This window comes from Nonomuraea sp. CA-218870, from assembly GCF_050936535.1.
GTDB classification, from domain to species: Bacteria; Actinomycetota; Actinomycetes; order Streptosporangiales; family Streptosporangiaceae; genus Nonomuraea; species Nonomuraea corallina.
Genome location: NZ_JBNJMN010000001.1, coordinates 3,757,633 through 3,774,343 on the forward strand (window position 1 = coordinate 3,757,633; position 16,711 = coordinate 3,774,343).

Consider the following 16,711-nt stretch of genomic DNA (forward strand, 5'->3'; position numbering starts at 1 on the left):
CTCGGCACGGTCCGGCTCCATCCTCATCTGAGAAGTCCCGGCCGACGGGGCTCAGGCCGGACGCGTCCCGGGTGCTCCGGCCCGCTCGGCGCTGACCGTGAGGGTCAGCTTGCCCTGCACCGGGCCCGCCTCACCGTCCGGCGACCGGTTGATCCGCCACAGCAGTCCGGCGACCAGCAGCGCGAGCAGCATCAGCAGGACCACCCCGGCGACCAGGCAGCCGGTGAACACGCCCCGGCCCCGCTTGGCGGCCCGCGTGCGCGGCGGCAGCGGGCCCTGCCCGGTCAGGTGCGGCGGCCGGACGGCCGCGCGCGGCCGCGCGAAGCGGCCGGACGTCTCGGCGGGCGGCATGGGCCCGGACGCCCGGGGCCGCCGCACACCCCCGGAGGTCTCGGCGGGCGGCGCGTGGTGGGGTCCGGGAGGTCTGGGCGCGCTCCCAGAGGGTTCCGCGCCCTGGTGCGGCCCGCGAGGACCTGGCCGGGGCGCGTTGCCGGAGGGCTCCGCGGGCGGCGCGTGGTGCGGTCCGTGGGGTCCGGGCCGCCGTACGCCGCCGGAGGTCTCGGCGGGTGGTGCGTGGTGGGGCCTGGGCACGCCGCCGGAGGTCTCGGCGGGCGGGGTCTGGTGGGGCCGCGCGAAGGTGCCCGACGTCTCCGGCGCCTGCTGCCGGCCGGGGTAGTCGGCGGGAGGCGGACCGCCCGGCCCCTGCCCGGCCTGAGGCGGCGGGGCCTGCCGCGCGCCGGGCATGGGGAAGCGGCCGGAGGTGTCGGCGGGTGGGGGAGCGCCCTGGCCGCCCGGAGCTCCGTGGGGGACGGCGGGCAGCGGTCCGTGATCCACTGGAGGCCCCTGGGGGGCGGCGGGTAGCGGTCCGTGACCCCCAGGAGGCATCTGGCCCGCGACTCCCTGCGGGACGGGGGCCGGGCCGGGCGGTGCCTGCCGGGACGAGCCGGGCACGGCCCGGGGACGCGCCGCCCCGGGACCGCCCGAGGCCGGCGGGGCCTGGTGCGGATGCGGGCCGGGCCGGTGGGCCAGCGGGGGGAACTCGGCGGGGTTCCACGAGTCCGTGAGATGACGGGAGGCCGCGAGCTGGGCGGCGGGCTCGTCGGTGGCGCTCACCAGCTCCAGCAGCAGCTGCTTGGCCGTCGGCCGCCGCGCCGGATCGGGGTGGATGGCCGCGGCCACCAGCCGGTCGAGCGGCGCGGGCAGCCCGCGCAGGTCGGGCGGGGCGGTGCGGGCCCTGGCCGCCATCACGTAGGCGTCGCCCTCGCCGAACGGATGCCCGCCGAGCCCCGCGTACGCGATCAGCGACCCCCAGGCGAACACGTCGCCCGCCGGGCTGGTGCGGCCCTGGAAGACCTGCTCGGGAGCGATCCATCCCGGCGTGCCCATGACCATGCCGGCGTTCGTGTGGCGCGAGTCGTCATGCGTCGACCTGGCCAGCCCGAAGTCGATCACCCGGGGCCCGGCCAGGGTCAGCATCACGTTGGCCGGTTTGAGGTCGCGGTGGACCAGCCCGGCCGCGTGGATGGCGGTCAGCGCGGCGGCCACCCCGACGGCGGCCGAGTGGAGCATCGACGGCGACAGCCGGCCGTGCTCGATGAGGTGGTTCTCCAGCGAGACGCCGTCGATGTACTCGGTGACGAGGTAGAGGATCCCGTCGTGCTCACCGTGGTCGAGCACCCGGGCCGTGCAGAAGGAGGCGACCTTGCGGGCGTTGGACACCTCCTCGTGGAAGCGCGCCCGGTAGACGGGGTCGGCGGTGAAGTCCCGGCGGATCGCCTTGAGCGCCACCGTCGCGCCGTCCGGCCCCTTGGCCAGGTAGACGGTGCCCATGCCGCCGGAGCCGAGCCTGCTGAGCAGCTCGTACGGCCCGATCACGGGCGGATCCTCCGGCGTCAGCGAAGTGCCGGCGGAGCGACCTTGCTGGCCCAACGTCGCTGTCCTCTCGCCGTCGTCATCCCGTCGACGCAAACCGACCGTTTCCTCCGCCCGGCGTGCCGTTCTGCATCCCAGACTCTAACGGAGGAAGGGCCTGCCCGCTGGCCAGGCGGCGGCCTCGCTAGGGCCGGAGACCGAGTTGGATGATCTCCGCGTGGACCGACACGGCCACCTCTCCCGGCGTCCGCGCGCCGATGTCCAGCCCGGCCGGCACCCGCACCCGTTCGCCGCCGTCCACCGCGGCCAGCACGCCGGCCCCCCTCCGCCGGGAGGAGATGAGCCCGACGTACGGGACGCCCGCGGCCAGTGCCGCCCGCAGCACCGGCTCCTCGGACACCCCGTGCGAGGCGACCAGCACCGCGGCGGTGTCCGCGGCGATCGGGGCCCACGGGTCGGCCGACGCCTCCACCTGGTAGCCGAGCGCCCGCCCCACCTCGGCGAACGCCCGCGCGATCGGGCCGTCGCCGTACACGTGCACCAGCACCGGCGGCAGCACCGCCTCCAGGAAGATCTCCAGCGTGCCGCCGGACAGGCACGGCTGGCCGACGGCGACCAGCCCTTCCTCCTCGCGCGGCTCGCCCTCCTCGGGCGTGATGCGCAGCAGCGTCGACTGTCCGGCGCGCCGCGGCTCCAGCAGCTTCAGCCCGTGCGTCCGTACCGTGTCGAGGGCGCAGTGCCCGCCGACGAACCCCTCCACGGTCCCGTCGGCCAGCACCAGCGCCCGGTCGCCGGCCTTCGCGCTGGTCGGCCGCTGCGCGCGCACGACCGTGGCCAGCACGTACGGCTCCCGTCCCGACCGCAGCTCGGCGGCCCGCTCGCGCACGTCACGCGGCGGGACCGGCGCCCCGCCCGCCCGAGCACGGGGGCGGGGCGCCGGCATGCCGATGAACTCGCTCACGGGATCGCCAGGTCCGTCCGGAACGGCCGCCCTTCGATGGTCCGCCACACGTTCGCCGGGGTCAGCGGCATGTCCGCGTGCCGGATCCCGTACGGCGCGAGCGCGTCCACCACGGCGTTGACCACGGCGGCGGGGGAGCCGACGGTGGCCGACTCGCCGACGCCCTTGGCCCCGATGGGGTGGAACGGCGACGGGCTGACCGTCTCGCCCAGCTCCCACGACGGGCACTCCATCGAGGTGGGCAGCAGGTAGTCCATGAAGGACGCGCCCAGATGGTTGCCGTCCTCGTCGAAGGCCATCACCTGCATGAGCGCCATGCCTACCCCGTCGGCCAGGCCGCCGTGCACCTGCCCTTCGACGATCATCGGGTTGATGCGGACCCCGCAGTCGTCCACGGCCACGAACCGGCGCACCTTGACCTGCCCGGTGCCGGGGTCCACGTCGACCACGCAGATGTAGGCGCCGAACGGGTAGGTGAGGTTCGGCGGGTTGTAGACGGTCACCGCGTCCAGGTGCCCCTCGACGCCCTCGGGGAGCTCCAGGTTGGAGTGCGCGGCCAGCGCGATCTCCGCCAGTGACTTGCCGGTCGACGGGTCGCCGACCACCGACCACCTGCCCTCCTGCCACTCCAGGTCGTCCGGGCTGGCCTCCAGCATGGCCGCGGCGACCAGCTTGGCCCGGTCGCGCACCTTCCTGGCCACGACGGCGGTCGCCGCGCCCGACACCGGCGTCGAGCGCGACCCGTACGTGCCGAGCCCGAACGGCGTCTGGTCGGTGTCGCCGTGCACCACCTCCACGTCGTCGGCGGGGATGCCCAGCTCCTGCCCGACGATCTGGGCGAACGTGGTCTCGTGCCCCTGGCCCTGCGACTGGCACGACACCCGCAGCACCGCCTTGCCGGTCGGGTGCACGCGCAGCTCGGCCCCGTCGGCCATGCCGAGGCCGAGGATGTCCATGTGCTTGCGCGGCCCCGCGCCGACGGCCTCGGTGAAGAAGCTGATCCCGATGCCCATCAGCTCGCCCCTGGCCCGCTTGGCGGCCTGCTCGGCGCGCAGCTCGTCGTAGCCGGCCATGTCCAGCGCCAGCCGCAGCGCCTTGGGGTAGTCGCCCGAGTCGTACTCCCAGCCGGTGGGTGAGGTGTAGGGGAACTGGTCGGGTTCGAGCAGGTTGCGCATGCGCAGCTCGGCCGGGTCCACGCCCAGCTCGGCCGCGAGCACGTCCATCAGGCGTTCCACCAGGTAGACGGCCTCCGTGATGCGGAACGAGCACGCGTAGGCGACGCCTCCGGGTGCCTTGTTCGTGTAGACGCCGGTGACCTCGCAGTGCGCGGCTTCGAGGTCGTACGAGCCGGTGAAGACGTGGAAGAACCCGGCGGGGAACTTGGTCGGCTGGGCGGTGCCGTTGAACGCGCCGTGGTCGGCCAGCACCTTCACCCGGATCGCCTTGATCCGGCCGTCCCGGTCGGCGGCGATCTCGCCGCGCATGTGGTAGTCGCGGGCGAAGGAGGTGCTCATCAGGTTCTCCGAGCGGTCCTCCATCCACTTGACCGGGCGGCCGGTGACGATCGAGCCGACGATCGCGCACACGTACCCGGGGTAGATGCCGACCTTGCCGCCGAACCCGCCGCCGATGTCCGGGGAGATCACCCTGATCTTGTGCTCCGGCAGGCCCGCCACCATCGCGTACAGCGTCCGGTGCGCGTGCGGCGCCTGTGTCCCGCACCACACGGTCAGCTTGCCGGTCACCTTGTCGAAGTCGGCGACCGCGCCGCACGTCTCCAGCGGCGCCGGGTGCACGCGCGGGTAGAGCATGTCCTGCGCGACCGTCACCTCGGCCCGCTCGAACAGCTCGTCCGTCCTGGCCCTGTCGCCCGCCTGCCAGTCGAAGATGTGGTTGTCGGCCTTGCCCTCCAGGTCGTCCCTGATGACCGGGGCGCCCTCGTCGAGCGCGGTCCTGGCGTCGATGACCGCGTCCAGCGGCTCGTACTCGACCTCGATCAGCTCCAGCGCGTCGCGCGCCGCGTAGCGGTCCTCGGCCACCACGAACGCGACCTCCTGACCCTGGAAGCGCACCTTGTCCGTGGCGAGCACCGCCTGCACGTCGTTGGACAGGGTGGGCATCCAGGCCAGGTTCAGCCCGCCGAGCGTGGCGCCGGTGACGACGGCCCTGACCTTCGGGTGCGCCTCGGCGGCCGAGGTGTCGACGGAGACGATCCGCGCGTGCGCGTACGGGCTGCGCAGGATCGCGCCGTGCAGCATGCCGGGCAGCTTGACGTCGTCGACATAGGTGCCGCGGCCCCGGATGAACCGGGCGTCCTCCTTGCGGTGCATGCGTCCGAAGCTCATGACGTCGCCTCCGCCTCGGCCGCCCAGCGGATGGACCGGACGATGTTCTCGTAGCCTGTGCACCGGCAGAGCTGGCCGGAGATCGCCTCGCGGATCTCGCCCTCGTCCGGGTCGGGCTTGTGGTCCAGCAGCCACCGCGCCGTCAGCAGCATGCCCGGCGTGCAGAACCCGCACTGCAGGCCATGGCACTCCACGAAGCCCTTCTGCACCGCGTCCAGCTCGCCGTCCTTCTCCAGCCCCTCGACGGTCGTCACCTCGTGCCCGTCGGCCATCACCGCCAGCACCGTGCACGACTTGACCGGCACCCCGTCGAGCTGGACCGTGCACACGCCGCAGTTGGAGGTGTCGCAGCCCCAGTGGGTGCCCGTCAGGCCCAGCTCGTCGCGCAGGAAGTGGGTCAGCAGCAGGCGCGGCTCCACCTCGCGCTCGTACGGCTGCCCGTTCACCGTCACCGTGATCCGCATGTCAGATCCTCTCCGTGGCCCTGGTCAGCGCCCGCCGGGTCAGCTCGGCGGCCAGGTGACGCTTGTAGTCGGCGGGTCCCCGCTGGTCGGAGTGCGGGTCGCAGTGCTCGGCGGCGATCCGGCCGGCCTCGGCGAACACCTCCGCCCCCGGCGGCTTCCCGATCAGGTGCGCCTCCGCCTCGGGGGCGCAGAAGTGCTCGGCGCCCACCGCGGTCAGCCCGATCCCGGCCTCCGCGATCACCCCGCCGTCCACCTGGAGCACCGCCCCGGCCGCCGCCACCGGCCAGTCGCCGACGCGCCGCTCCACCTTCTCGTACGCGCTCCCCGCCCCGTCCAGGACCGGCACCCGGAGCGCGATCAGCAGCTCGCCGTCACCGACCGCGGTCTCGTACGGCCCTTCGTGGAACTCCCTGACCGGGACCTTCCTGACGCCCGCCCGGCCCTGGACGACGGCCGTGGCGCGCAGCGCCGCGAACACCGCCGCGAGGTCCTCCGACGGGTCGCCCTGGCAGAGCGAGCCGCCCACCGTGCCCCGGTTGCGCACGATCGGGTCGGCGATCACCCGCTCGGCGTCCGCGAAGATGGGGAACAGGCCGGTGGCGGTGGCGCTGGCCAGCAGCTCGGCGTGGCGCACCATCGAGCCGATGACCAGTTCGCCGTCCTCCATCGTGAGCCGCGCCAGCTCGGTCAGGCCGTTGATGTCGATCAGCGCCTCGGGCTGCGCCAGGCGCAGCTTCATCATCGGGATCAGGCTGTGGCCGCCGGCCACGACCCGGGCGTCCGGGCCGTACCTGTCCAGCAGCTCTAACGCGTGCGGGACGCTGCCCGCCTTCTCGTACGCGAACGTCGCGGGAACCTGCATGCCAGCACAGTGCTGTCAGCGATTGGTCCGGACAATCCAGAAATAAGGGATTCCTTAATGCGGGCCGGGAATCTATGAAGAAAGGGTGACCCTGAGCCAGCTCGGCGCCTTCGTCTTCGTGGCCCGCCTCGGTTCCGTCAAAGCCGCGGCCCGCGCCCTCGGCGTCAGCGAGCCGGCCGTCTCGCAGTCGCTGGCCCAGCTCCGCCGCCACCTCGGCGACCCCCTCCTGACCCGCTCCGCCGACGGCATGGTCCTCACCGAAGGCGGCCGCCGCCTGCTCGGCATCGCCTCCCAGATGGTCGCCCTCGGCGCCGAGGCCGTCGCCGCCGTCCAGCCCGGCGCCCCCGCCCGGCTGCACGTCGTCCTGGACGGCGTCCTGGCCGAGCACGTCGCCGGGCCGCTGGTGTGCCTGTTCAACCAGCGCAAGTCCATGGACGCCAGCACCGGCGTCGCCGCCACCGCCGAGATGCCGCTGCTGCTCACCAGCCGCCTCGCCGACGTCGCCGTCGGACCGCAGCTGACCGGCCCCGGCCTGGTCAGCCGGCCGGTCCTGCGCTGCCGCCTCGTCGCCGTCGCCGCCCCGCACGGACCCCGCGACCACTGGCTCGTCGGACCCTCCGGCACCGACCCGGCCGGCGACAGCGGCCGGCTGCTGCGGCTGCTGCGCGTACCGGAGTCGCACGTACGCGTCTTCGCCAACCAGACGGCGGCCTGGAAGGCGGCGGCGGAGGGCGCCGGGGTCGCCCCCGCCGTCGCCCACCTCGTGGCCTCCCAGCTCCGGCGCGGGGAACTGGTGGCCGTGGAGACGGCGGCCACCCCCATGCCGGTCTCCTGGTACGCGACCGTTCTGGAACCCGGCACCCGATCGGCCTCGGCGGACGCCTTCCTGGACTTCCTCACGACCCCGGCGGCCACCCAGGTGATGCGCTCCCCGGACGAGGGCATCCCGCGCGCCCGCTTCCGCCCCCCGGTCCACGTGTCGATCTGGAGCTGACCGTCACTCCCTCCCCAGGAGTGCCAACCTTCCACGGCGGCCACGGCGTCTGGAGGATATCGACCTGAGGAGAGACGTTGGATCGCGATGCCGGTTTCCGGGCGTTCGTGGATGCTCACCAACGCCCGTTGATGCGCCTGGCCTACCTGCTCACCGGAGAGGTCCACCTCGCGGAGGACCTCTGGCAGAGCGTGCTGGTCCGCATGATCGGGCGGTGGCCGAAGTTACGCCACATCGACAACCTCGACGCCTACGCGCGCAGGACCATGGTGAACCAGTACATCTCGTGGCGGCGGCGGCGCGGTTCCGGCGAGGTGCCGAGCGCCGAGCCGCCCGAGCGCGCCTACTCCTCGGAGGACTCAGCCGTCCTGCGGATCGTCCTGCGCCAGGCGCTCATGCGGCTGACGCCCAAGCAGCGCGCGGTGCTCGTCCTGCGCTTCTACGAGGACCGTACGGAACGTGACGTCGCCGACCTGCTGGGATGCTCCGTCGGCACCGTGAAGAGCCAGGCGCATCACGCCCTGGCCCGCCTGCGTGCGCTGGCGCCCGACCTGGCGCCCGGACTGCCCGTTCTGGACGACCCGGACCGAAGTGAGGGGGCACGCAGATGACCTGGCTCGGAGAACAGCTCGGCCGCATCGCGGACGACATGCCGGTGCGCGACCTGGCCGCCAGGGCGATCGCCGTCCATCAGCGCAGGCGGCGCAACTTCATGGCGCTCGCCGCCGCCGCGGTGGTCGTCATCACCATGATCGCGGTCACCGTCGCGGTGCGGGCGCTGCCCGGTGAGCCGCGCGCCGCCGCCCGCCCGTCCGCCCCGCCGGAGCTGCCGGTCATCAAGGTCGGGATGCTGCCGACCGTGGAGTCGGCGCCCGTGTACGTGGCCCAGTCCGAGGGTTACTTCCAGGAGGAGGGCCTCACGGTGGAGCCGGTGGCCGTCACCGGCGCGGCGGCCGCGACGCCGCAGGTCGCAGCCGGCATGCTGGATCTGGCGTACACCGACTACGCCACCCTCTTCCGGGCGAACGAGAAGGGCAAGGACTTCACGATCGTCGCCGGCCTGTACCGGTCCGCGCCGGAAGATCTCGCGATCGTCGTGAGCGCCAAGTCGAAGATCAGGACAGTGCGCGAACTGAAGCGCAAGAAGATCGCGATTCCGAACCTCGGTGGCCTCGGGCAGCTGACGGTGACAGCCGCGCTGAAGCGGGCCGGCCTGAAGCCGCGGGACGTCGTGATGGCGGAGAAGCCCTATCCCGAGATGCTCCGCGCGCTGAGCACCGGGCAGTTCGACGCCGCCCTGCTGGCAGAGCCGTTCGTCACCGTGGGGCGCGAGGGCGGGCGCTTGCGGATCGTGGCGGACGCGATCCCTCCGGAGTTCACGGATCTGCACACCGCGGGCATGGCGGCCACCGCCCAGTGGGTCCGGAAGCACCCGCGCACGCTGGCGGCCTTCCAGCGCGCGCTGGCCAAGGCGCAGCACCTGATCGCGAGCGATCCCCGGCGGGTGCGTGAGGTGATGCCGACCTACACGAAAACCTCCCCCAAGGAGGCGGCCGTCATGACGTTCGGCTCCTATCCGGCCGAACTCGACATGGCGGAACTCAAGCGGGTCGCCGACCTGGCCCACGCCCACGGGTTCACGGAACGCCCGGCGGACCTCGGCAGTGCGGTCGGCGGGTGATCCGGCACGCCCGAGACCCGGGCCGTGCCGCGTCGTACAGGAGGGTGGGTGGTCGCCCGGATGCGAACAGAACCCGTCGACAGGCGCTGGGTGCGGCTAGCCTCGGGCGCATACCGCGCCCGGTGTTCTCCGACTCGGATCTCGGACGTGTCCGGTTCGCCGTCCTGCCCTTCCAGGAGACGCTCAAGGCGGCGCGCGGCCTCGGACTGCCGCAGCCGCTGGTGGCCGAGGACCTCCTGGTGGACGCGGCTGTCGGCCTCGCGATACCGGCGGTCGGAGAGGTGGGTCGTGACCTTGGCGAGGTTGCGCACCCCCATGCCCGCCTCGGCCGGCACGGCGAGCACGTTACGCCACGTCAGCCGGCACTGGGAGTCGAAGTCCTCCGGCAGCGGGCCCTGCCCGCCCCAGGGGACCTGGCCGCTGACGAACACGGTGCGCCGGGCACCGGTCACCACGGTGCCGTGCGTGTAGTCGCCCGTCGCCTTCGGGAGTCGCCGATCCGTCTGATCGAGACCCGTTCACGGCCGGGCCGCGTCGAACAGGAGCTGACGCAGCCAGGCCATGAAGGGGTGGTCACCCAGATGCGGGTTCCAGACCATGTCGATGCCCAGCCCCGGCAGCGGGAACGGGAACTCCTCGATCCGCAGGCCGACGAGCGTCCGCATCTCGGCGGCGACCCGGTGGCGCAGCAGGGCGACCCCGCCGGCCCGTCCGACCAGGTACGGGACGAGCAGGAAGTCCGAGACCCGCAGGCCGACCCGGTACGGGACGCCCCGCTCGTCGAGCACCGGATACGGGAAGACCCGCCGTTCGGCGTCCACGACGACGTGCGGCTGCGTGGTCAGCAGGTCGAGCGCGCTCGCCTGCGGCGGCGTGTCCGCCGAGGCCACCACCACCAGGCGGTCGTCGTACAGGCGTTCGCGCGGGAACGGCGACGCGAACGCCTCGGAGATCAGCACGACGTGCACGCCGTGCTCGGTGAAGGTGGACTCGGTCGGCACGGTGATCGTGCGCAGGCGCAGCGTCGCGTGCGGCGCCCGCTCCGCCACGAGCCGCCCGAGCCGCGCGCCGAGGACGAGGGCCGTGCTGGTGGTCATCGCGACGGTGATGACCCGGCGGTCCGTCGCCGGGTCGAACGCGGGCAGGCTGACCAGGTCCGCGGCCTGCTGGAGGGCAGCGCGCAACGGGGCGATCAGCTGCACGGCGCGCGGCGTCAGCGCCACGGCGTTGCCCTGCCGGACGAGGAGGTCGTCGCCGAGCAGGCGTCGCAGGCGGCCCAGGGCGTGGCTCATCGCCGACTGGGACAGGCCGACCCGCTCGGCGGCCCTGGTCACCGAGCGCTCCTCCAGCATCGCCAGGAGGGGCACCAGCAGGTTGAGGTTGACCGACGCCAGCCGGTCCAGCCCGGAACCCGCGGCGCCCCCGCCGGTGTCCTCGTCGCTCATCGCGACGAACTCTACGCGGCGGCCCGGCTCACCCGCCGCAACCGGGGGATCGGGATGCGATGGTTGAGCGCCACGGCCGTGCCCGAGCCGTCCTCGTGGGACCAGCGCATCAGGCCGGGCCCGCCCGGTTCTCCCTCGACGTACTCGGGCTCCCCGCGCACCGGCAGGTAGCCCGCGGCCTTGAGGCTCAGCCCGAACTGCTCGGTCCAGAAGTACGGCTGGAACCGGAGCGGCGGCGCCTCGTCCCCGCGCACGAGAGCGGCCGCGGCCGCCTTCGCCTGCTCGATCGCGCTGTTCCACAGCGGGACGCGGCGCGGACCGTACGGCGTCGGGAAGACCGCCAGGTCGCCCACCGCCGCGACGCCGGGACGGGCCAGCCCGCGTTCGCAGACCCGGACGACCCCGCCCGCGGCGAGGCCGGTGCCCGCGAGCCACTCCGTGTTGGGGACGTCGCCGGCGGCCGACACCAGCAGCTCGGCCTCGACGACCGCGCCGTCCTCCAGGACGACCCGGACGCCTCCCGCGTCCCGCTCGATCCGCCCGGCGCCGGTCTCCGCGATGGTGAGCCCGCGGTCCAGCGCGGCCTTGACGAAGACCTCGGCCAGGTACGGTCCCAGGTGCCCGGCCAGCGGCACCCCCTGGGAGACGAGCGTGACCGCGCACCCCGCCGCCAGGCACGCCGAGGCGATCTCCATGCCGAGCGGCCCGCCGCCGGCCACGACCACCGACGGACGCCCGGCCAGCCGCGCGCGCAGGGCCAGCGCGTCGTCCAGGCCCCGCAGCGTGTGCTCCTCGGGCAGCGCGGACAGCCGCCGCGCCCTGGCCCCGGTGGCGATCACGAGCCGGTCGTACGGCAGCACGACGCCGTCGTCGAGCGTGACGAGGCGACGCTCCGCGTCGAGCCCGCGGGCCCGGACCCCGAGCAGTTCGACGGCGCCGTGCGTGGCCGGCGCGAGCTCGTGCGCCGACCTGTCCACGCCGTCGAGCAGCAGCGCCTTCGACAGCGCCGGACGGCTGTAGGCCGGATGCGGCTCGTCGCCCACGACGGTCAGCTCCCCGTCGAACCCGCACTCGCGCAGCTCGTGCGCCGCGGTGAGGCCGGCGATGCCGTTGCCGACGACGACCACCCGGCTGATCGGCGCGCTCACGCGAGACGCAGGGCCGCGACCGGGCACACCCGGACGGCCGCGTTGGCCGCCGAGAGGTCGGCGTCACCGATCTCCTCGCGGTCGAGGACGAGCTCGCCCTCGTCGTCGAGGTGCATCAGCTCCGGAGCGGCCTCCTCGCAGAGGCCGTGCCCCTCACAGCGGGGACGGTCAAGAACGATCTTCATGCGGGGATCACCTCCAGGACGGGGAGCTCTTCGATGCTCCGGGTGGTGTTGCTCGGCACCCGGACCTCCGCGCCCACGACGAGCCGCTCGACGCGGCGCGCCAGGGCCTTGATGACCGCGTGCCCCTCCAGGCGGGCCAGACCCTGCCCGGCGCAGCCGTGCGGGCCGTAGCCGAACGACAGGTGGTCGACCGGGTTCCGCTCGACCAGGAACGCGTCCGGGTCGTCGTAGTGGCGCTCGTCCCGGTTGCCGGCGCCGAACAGGATCGCGACCCTGGCGCCTTCCGGGATGACCACGCCGTCCAGCTCGACGTCCCGGGTCGCGCGGCGGCCCCAGGCGTGCAGCGGGGCCCAGTAGCGCAGCACCTCGTTGAACGCGGCCGGCACCAGCGCCGGGTCCTCGCGCACCAGCGCGAGCTGGCCGGGGTGCGCGGCGAAGAGGGCGACGAGGTTGCCGATCGAGGCGATCGTCGTGTCGACGCCGGCGCCCAGATACTGGTGGATGATGTGGCCGGCCGTGTTCGGCGGGATGTCGCCGCGGGCCTCGGCCTCGAAGATCCCGCGTCCGACCGAGCCGGGCGCCAGGTCGTCGGCGGTGACTTCGGAGCACCAGGCGTACAACTCGCCCGCGATCGGGAAGCTCTCCGCCGTGCGCCGGTTCATCGGCCCGATGACCTGCATGGCCGCCTGGCCCCAGCGCAGCATGTTGTCGCGGGCGTGGCCGGTGAAGCCGATGAGGTCCGCGACGACCTCCAGCGGGAGCGCGCGGCCCAGCGCGTCGATGGCCTCGAACGAGCCCTCGGCGACCAGCTTCCCGACGAGCGCGTCCGCCTTGACGTCGATGGCGTCCTTGAGCCCGCGCAGCGCCCTCGGCGACAGGTTGGCGGTCAACGTCGCCCGCAGCCGGGTGTGCACCGGCGGGTCCGAGGAGAGGGACGTGCCGGTCAGCGCCTCGTTGACCATCGGGTTGAAGCCGATGGCCCCGGCGGAGGAGAAGCTCTCCCAGTCGCCCAGGGCGCGGCGGATCACGTCGTACCTCGTGAGCGCGTACACGTCGTTCGCCGGGAGGCGCACGACGCCTCCGAGCGCGCGCAGCGCCGTGTAGGACGGGTACGGATCGACGAGGACCGCGTCGTCGAACAGGTCGATATCGGAGACGGGAGTCGAGTCGGTCATGGGTTCACCTCGGGTTAGGCCACTGGCACCCCAGTGAAGCGATCCCGCTCACATCAGGCAAACGCATGTTTTCCATGGGCCGTCATGAATCCGATGCATGGGTCCTGCTGGAGCTGTCGCGGCGCACCGACGCGACCGGGGTGCTGTCGGTGCACGTGAACGCCTGCCCGGCCGGAGACCGGGGCGCCGCGGCGATCGATCTGAAGAAGCAGCGACGCGGCGAGATCGGGATGGCCGGCCCACAGGTCGTCGAAGAACCACTGCTTACGTATCTCGTCCGGCGCGATCAGCGACCGTGACATGCTCAGTTCCGGCGGCCATTCGGCGGTGGTGCCCAGCGAGCGCAGCACGGCGTAGGACCAGAGGCCGGGGTCGGCCGTCACGGCGGAGTCGTCGACGAGGTAGTACGCCACCTCATGCCAGAGGGAGTCGGCGAGCACGCACACGAGTCGCTTCCTGGAGCGCCGGAGTCTCCTCGCGGACGTATCAAGATCGGCAGGAGGCGTTTCTGGACCCGGCCCGGCGGCTCGGCCAGGATGAGGCCATGGCGGAGAAGCGGTCAGCGCGGCCGAAGGCGGGCGTGGACTGGACGGCGGTGAGCGCTCTGGCGACCGCGGCGGCGGCCGTGGTCGCGGTGGTCGCCTACGTGATGCCGCAGGACCCGCGGCCCGGCCCGGAACCCACCCCCTCGGTCATGCGGTCGTCACCGGACTCGGAGCCCACCTGGCCCGTCCCGCCGCCCTCCAGCGGGCCGCCCGAGTCCGACGTCCCCGAGTCCGACGCCCCCGAGTCCGACGCCCCCGAGTCCCGCACCGCCGAGTCACGCGGCGAGCCGCCGGTCCCGAGTTCCACCCCGGTGGCCGAGGCCTCCCTCCCGACGCTGGCACCGGTCCGCCCGGCCGGCTGCGACGAGACGGGGACGGCGCTGGCCACCTACAACCGGAACGCCGGGACCACCCGCGGCGGCCAGGCGGCCGCGGCCCGCCAGGCGTACCAGGACCTGATGGGCGCGGGCCTCGGCGCCCAAGGAGCGGTGGCGTCGACCATCCGCAGGCTGGCAGCCGAGTTCCAGGAGCTGAACTTCCGCCTGACCGGGATGACGGGCGGGGATCCCCAGCAGGTGATCGCGGACATCAACGCGGACCTCGCCCACCTCAGGAGCCTGTGCGGAACCTGACGGCACGGTCGCGTCCTGACCCTTCACCGTCTGCTGCGCCGCTTGGCGAGGTACGGCAGGGCGAACAGGTACAGGCCGCTGGGCAGGAGCAGGGCGAGGGGGAGGAGCGGCAGGTAGTAGATCCACTCGGCCGGCCCCGCCTGCCCCGCGACGGCGATGGCGACGACGGTGATGACGACGGTCACCGTGAAGGTCATGGACAGCCAGCGGTGGGCCTGCCGGACCCAGGTGTTCCCGTTCATGGTTCTCCTTGTGAGACGAGTGACTCCCGCTCCGGCGAGCGGGAACGTCATGACGACCACGCTAGGCACGGCGAGGTCGCCGGCGCTTCTTCGTTCCTGACCGTCCGCGGGCGTGTCAGCCGAAGGATGTACGCCGATTCCCCAGTTCGGAGGAGGAAGTCCCGTATGTCCCCCGGCTAGCGTTGCCGACGCAGGCGCGACGCGTACGGAAAGAGGTCCCCATGCACCCCGGCCACAAGACGATCATCACCGGCCTGGCCGTCCTGGCCGGTGGCACGGCGCTGTGGCTGTTCGGGGCGGACGTCGAGATCGTCGTCTTCACGCCGTCGAAGGTCGGCGTGGTGCTCATGGCGCTCGGCGCGGTCGAGGCGCTGTACGGGGTGTACCGGGTCGTGACCGACGACGGGGCCGGACCGAGCGAGGCCCGCCGGGAGTGAGCGCGGGCGGCTCAGGGGTTGAGGACGCGGCGCAGCCAGCGCGTCCGGGCCTCCACGGCGGCCTGGGAGACCGCGGCGTGCGGCACGATGCCTTCGAAGCCGTGGAAACCGCCCGGCCACACGTGCAGCTCGGCCTGGCCTCCGGCCTGCCAGATGCGGGTGGCGTAGGCGACGTCCTCGTCGCGGAAGGTCTCGGCCGAGCCGACGTCGATGAACGCCGGGGGCAGCCCGGACAGGTCGGTGGCGCGGGCCGGCGCGGCGTAGGGGGAGACGTCGGGGCCGCCGCGCCGGTCGCCGAGCAGCGCGGTCCAGCCGACCTCGTTGGCGGTGCGGTCCCAGATGCCGAGGCCGGCCATCTGCACGGCCGAGGGGGTGTCGTTGCGGTCGTCCAGCATCGGGCACGTCAGCAGCTGCCCCGCCAGGGCCGGGCCGTTGCGGTCGCGGGCCATCAGCGCCACGGCCGCCGCGAGCCCGCCGCCCGCGCTGGCCCCGGCCACCAGGATCCGGTCCGGGTCGATGCCCAGTTCGCCGGCGTGCCCGGCGGTCCACACCAGGCCCGCGTAGCAGTCCTCCGCCGGGGCCGGGTGCGGGTGCTCGGGCGCGAGCCGGTACTCGACCGACACGAGCGCCAGCCGCAGCTCCTGCGCCACGTCCAGCAGCCAGTCCAGCCCGGCGAGCCGGTTCCCGGCGATCATGCCGCCGCCGTGGATGGTGTAGAGGGCCGCCGGCGGGGTGGTGACGCCGGTGGGGCGGCAGATGAGCAGGGTGACGTCCGGCGCTCCGGCCGGACCGGGCACCTCGCGCTCCGCCACGTCGAACGCCCCGTCCCGGCTGAGCTGTCCGGGAGTGGGCACCGGCATCAGGCTCAGGTTCGCCCGCAGCGCCGGGAGCTGGTCCAGTGACGTGAGCGGGGGCAGGTACTGCTGGATCACGGTCAGGGCCGCGCCGAGTTCGGGGTCGAACGGCACCGGCACGGCCGGCCGGGCAGGTGACTTGTCGATGCTCATGGGGCCTTCCGGTCGGGGGCGTCGCGGCTGATCGCCGCCCGGAACCACGGCATGCCCGGCCCATCGCCCGCCATGCGGCGGACCGTCACCTCAGGGCGGCGGCCTCCCGGGCGAGCTTCTCGACGCGCGCCCAGTCGCCGGCGGCCAGGGCGTCGGCCGGGGTGAGCCAGGTGCCGCCGACGCAGCCGACGTTCGGCAGGGCGAGATAGTCGGGGGCGGTGCCGAGGCGGATGCCGCCCGTCGGGCAGAAGCGGACGTCCGGCAGCGGCCCCTGCAGGGACTTCAGGTACGCGACGCCGCCCGCGGCCTCGGCCGGGAAGAACTTCAGCTCCTTGACGCCCCGTTCGGCCAGCGCCATCGCCTCGGAGGCGGTGGCGGCGCCCGGCAGGTAGGGCAGGCCGCTGGCGTCCATCGCCTCCACCAGGGACAGCGTGGTGCCGGGGGACACCAGGAACGACGCGCCGGCGTCTAGGGCGGCCGCGATGTCCTCCGAGCGCCGCACCGTGCCCGCGCCCACCGTCGCTCCGGGGACCTCGTCGGCGATCCGGGCGATGGCCCGCAGGGCGGGTGCCGTACGGAGCGTCACCTCGATCACCGGCAGGCCGCCGGCCACCAGCGCCCGCGCCATCGGCACGGCGGTCTCCACGTCGTCGATCACCACGACGGGGATCACGGGCGCGAGGTCGAGCAGGCTCATCGGAACTCCTCAGGTATGC

Annotated in this window: 19 protein-coding genes; 5 read left to right on the forward strand and 14 right to left on the reverse strand. The window is 73.7% G+C overall.

Translation table 11 applies throughout. From position 1 onward, the window contains the following. Window positions 1–51: 51 nt before the first annotated feature. The 5 genes from ACQEUU_RS18160 to ACQEUU_RS18180 form a co-directional block, all read right to left on the reverse strand. Window positions 52–1,875 carry a protein kinase domain-containing protein gene (locus tag ACQEUU_RS18160; protein WP_433067375.1) on the reverse strand — a complete coding sequence of 608 codons (1,824 nt, stop codon included), beginning with the start codon at window positions 1,873–1,875 and terminating at the stop codon, window positions 52–54. Between the two features lie 181 nt (window positions 1,876–2,056). Further along, entirely contained in the window at window positions 2,057–2,833 is a 777-nt protein-coding gene (locus ACQEUU_RS18165; protein WP_433067378.1) for an XdhC family protein, read from the reverse strand. Next, complete coding sequence (locus ACQEUU_RS18170) at window positions 2,830–5,178, reverse strand: aerobic carbon-monoxide dehydrogenase large subunit (RefSeq protein WP_433067381.1); 2,349 nt, start codon at window positions 5,176–5,178, stop codon at window positions 2,830–2,832. The genes ACQEUU_RS18165 and ACQEUU_RS18170 overlap by 4 nt, the downstream gene beginning before the upstream one ends. Continuing rightward, window positions 5,175–5,642, reverse strand: a complete 468-nt coding sequence (locus ACQEUU_RS18175) for a (2Fe-2S)-binding protein (RefSeq protein ID WP_433067384.1) — start codon at window positions 5,640–5,642, stop codon at window positions 5,175–5,177. The genes ACQEUU_RS18170 and ACQEUU_RS18175 overlap by 4 nt, the downstream gene beginning before the upstream one ends. Window position 5,643: 1 nt before the next feature. Next, window positions 5,644–6,504 carry an FAD binding domain-containing protein gene (locus ACQEUU_RS18180; RefSeq protein WP_433067387.1) on the reverse strand — a complete coding sequence of 287 codons (861 nt, stop codon included), beginning with the start codon at window positions 6,502–6,504 and terminating at the stop codon, window positions 5,644–5,646. A gap of 85 nt (window positions 6,505–6,589) precedes the next feature. Here ACQEUU_RS18180 and ACQEUU_RS18185 point away from each other — a divergent pair, with 85 nt between their 5' ends. The 3 genes from ACQEUU_RS18185 (at window position 6,590) to ACQEUU_RS18195 (ending at window position 9,179) form a co-directional block, all read left to right on the forward strand. Next, window positions 6,590–7,498: a LysR family transcriptional regulator gene (locus ACQEUU_RS18185; RefSeq protein WP_433067390.1), complete on the forward strand. Its 909-nt coding sequence runs from the start codon at window positions 6,590–6,592 to the stop codon at window positions 7,496–7,498. Window positions 7,499–7,575: 77 nt separating this feature from the next. Continuing rightward, window positions 7,576–8,109 (forward strand): SigE family RNA polymerase sigma factor, encoded by a 534-nt coding sequence (locus ACQEUU_RS18190; RefSeq protein ID WP_433067393.1) that lies wholly within the window; start codon window positions 7,576–7,578, stop codon window positions 8,107–8,109. Further along, the gene (locus ACQEUU_RS18195) at window positions 8,106–9,179 is read left to right on the forward strand and encodes an ABC transporter substrate-binding protein (RefSeq protein WP_433067396.1); all 1,074 of its coding nucleotides are present in this window, start codon (window positions 8,106–8,108) and stop codon (window positions 9,177–9,179) included. Before ACQEUU_RS18190 ends, ACQEUU_RS18195 begins: the two co-directional genes overlap by 4 nt. Here ACQEUU_RS18195 and ACQEUU_RS18200 read toward each other — a convergent pair. From ACQEUU_RS18200 to ACQEUU_RS18225, 6 genes are all read right to left on the reverse strand, one after another. Further along, window positions 9,071–9,634, reverse strand: coding sequence for a RidA family protein (locus ACQEUU_RS18200; RefSeq protein ID WP_433067398.1), 564 nt, complete (start codon window positions 9,632–9,634; stop codon window positions 9,071–9,073). The two genes, ACQEUU_RS18195 and ACQEUU_RS18200, sit on opposite strands and share 109 nt — an antisense overlap. Before the next feature lie 63 nt (window positions 9,635–9,697). Beyond that, window positions 9,698–10,624, reverse strand: coding sequence for a LysR family transcriptional regulator (locus ACQEUU_RS18205; RefSeq protein ID WP_433067401.1), 927 nt, complete (start codon window positions 10,622–10,624; stop codon window positions 9,698–9,700). Window positions 10,625–10,635: 11 nt separating this feature from the next. Then, window positions 10,636–11,772 (reverse strand): NAD(P)/FAD-dependent oxidoreductase, encoded by a 1,137-nt coding sequence (locus tag ACQEUU_RS18210; RefSeq protein ID WP_433067405.1) that lies wholly within the window; start codon window positions 11,770–11,772, stop codon window positions 10,636–10,638. Then, complete coding sequence (locus ACQEUU_RS18215; protein WP_433067408.1) at window positions 11,769–11,957, reverse strand: ferredoxin; 189 nt, start codon at window positions 11,955–11,957, stop codon at window positions 11,769–11,771. Before ACQEUU_RS18215 ends, ACQEUU_RS18210 begins: the two co-directional genes overlap by 4 nt. Next, on the reverse strand, window positions 11,954–13,132 hold the full coding sequence (locus ACQEUU_RS18220; RefSeq protein ID WP_433067410.1) for a cytochrome P450: 1,179 nt from the start codon (window positions 13,130–13,132) through the stop codon (window positions 11,954–11,956). The genes ACQEUU_RS18215 and ACQEUU_RS18220 overlap by 4 nt, the downstream gene beginning before the upstream one ends. A 53-nt stretch (window positions 13,133–13,185) precedes the next feature. After that, the gene (locus tag ACQEUU_RS18225) at window positions 13,186–13,578 is read right to left on the reverse strand and encodes a hypothetical protein (protein ID WP_433067413.1); all 393 of its coding nucleotides are present in this window, start codon (window positions 13,576–13,578) and stop codon (window positions 13,186–13,188) included. Window positions 13,579–13,676: 98 nt separating this feature from the next. Between ACQEUU_RS18225 and ACQEUU_RS18230 the strand changes: the two genes are divergently transcribed. Beyond that, window positions 13,677–14,309 carry a hypothetical protein gene (locus ACQEUU_RS18230; RefSeq protein ID WP_433067416.1) on the forward strand — a complete coding sequence of 211 codons (633 nt, stop codon included), beginning with the start codon at window positions 13,677–13,679 and terminating at the stop codon, window positions 14,307–14,309. 23 nt (window positions 14,310–14,332) lie between these two features. On the opposite strand, the gene ACQEUU_RS18235 is transcribed toward ACQEUU_RS18230, so the two are convergent. Further along, window positions 14,333–14,551, reverse strand: coding sequence for a hypothetical protein (locus tag ACQEUU_RS18235; RefSeq protein WP_433067418.1), 219 nt, complete (start codon window positions 14,549–14,551; stop codon window positions 14,333–14,335). A 221-nt stretch (window positions 14,552–14,772) separates the two neighbouring features. Between ACQEUU_RS18235 and ACQEUU_RS18240 the strand changes: the two genes are divergently transcribed. After that, complete coding sequence (locus ACQEUU_RS18240) at window positions 14,773–14,988, forward strand: DUF5708 family protein (RefSeq protein WP_433067421.1); 216 nt, start codon at window positions 14,773–14,775, stop codon at window positions 14,986–14,988. 11 nt (window positions 14,989–14,999) lie between these two features. Here the strand turns inward: ACQEUU_RS18240 and ACQEUU_RS18245 are convergent, their stop codons facing one another. Continuing rightward, entirely contained in the window at window positions 15,000–15,995 is a 996-nt protein-coding gene (locus tag ACQEUU_RS18245) for an alpha/beta hydrolase (protein WP_433067424.1), read from the reverse strand. 85 nt (window positions 15,996–16,080) lie between these two features. Continuing rightward, the gene (gene eda, locus ACQEUU_RS18250; RefSeq protein ID WP_433067426.1) at window positions 16,081–16,692 is read right to left on the reverse strand and encodes a bifunctional 4-hydroxy-2-oxoglutarate aldolase/2-dehydro-3-deoxy-phosphogluconate aldolase; all 612 of its coding nucleotides are present in this window, start codon (window positions 16,690–16,692) and stop codon (window positions 16,081–16,083) included. Window positions 16,693–16,711 lie beyond the last annotated feature (19 nt).

Bases quoted from the DNA above. Each gene is read 5' to 3' on its own strand.
- ACQEUU_RS18220 (WP_433067410.1), bottom strand. From the start codon at position 13,132: ATGACCGACTCGACTCCCGTCTCCGATATCGACCTGTTCGACGACGCG.
- eda (WP_433067426.1), bottom strand. From the start codon at position 16,692: ATGAGCCTGCTCGACCTCGCGCCCGTGATCCCCGTCGTGGTGATCGAC.
- ACQEUU_RS18215 (WP_433067408.1), bottom strand. From the start codon at position 11,957: ATGAAGATCGTTCTTGACCGTCCCCGCTGTGAGGGGCACGGCCTCTGC.
- ACQEUU_RS18175 (WP_433067384.1), bottom strand. From the start codon at position 5,642: ATGCGGATCACGGTGACGGTGAACGGGCAGCCGTACGAGCGCGAGGTG.
- ACQEUU_RS18180 (WP_433067387.1), bottom strand. From the start codon at position 6,504: ATGCAGGTTCCCGCGACGTTCGCGTACGAGAAGGCGGGCAGCGTCCCG.
- ACQEUU_RS18230 (WP_433067416.1), top strand. From the start codon at position 13,677: ATGGCGGAGAAGCGGTCAGCGCGGCCGAAGGCGGGCGTGGACTGGACG.
- ACQEUU_RS18240 (WP_433067421.1), top strand. From the start codon at position 14,773: ATGCACCCCGGCCACAAGACGATCATCACCGGCCTGGCCGTCCTGGCC.
- ACQEUU_RS18170 (WP_433067381.1), bottom strand. From the start codon at position 5,178: ATGAGCTTCGGACGCATGCACCGCAAGGAGGACGCCCGGTTCATCCGG.
- ACQEUU_RS18205 (WP_433067401.1), bottom strand. From the start codon at position 10,624: ATGAGCGACGAGGACACCGGCGGGGGCGCCGCGGGTTCCGGGCTGGAC.
- ACQEUU_RS18235 (WP_433067418.1), bottom strand. From the start codon at position 14,551: ATGAACGGGAACACCTGGGTCCGGCAGGCCCACCGCTGGCTGTCCATG.
- ACQEUU_RS18245 (WP_433067424.1), bottom strand. From the start codon at position 15,995: ATGAGCATCGACAAGTCACCTGCCCGGCCGGCCGTGCCGGTGCCGTTC.
- ACQEUU_RS18195 (WP_433067396.1), top strand. From the start codon at position 8,106: ATGACCTGGCTCGGAGAACAGCTCGGCCGCATCGCGGACGACATGCCG.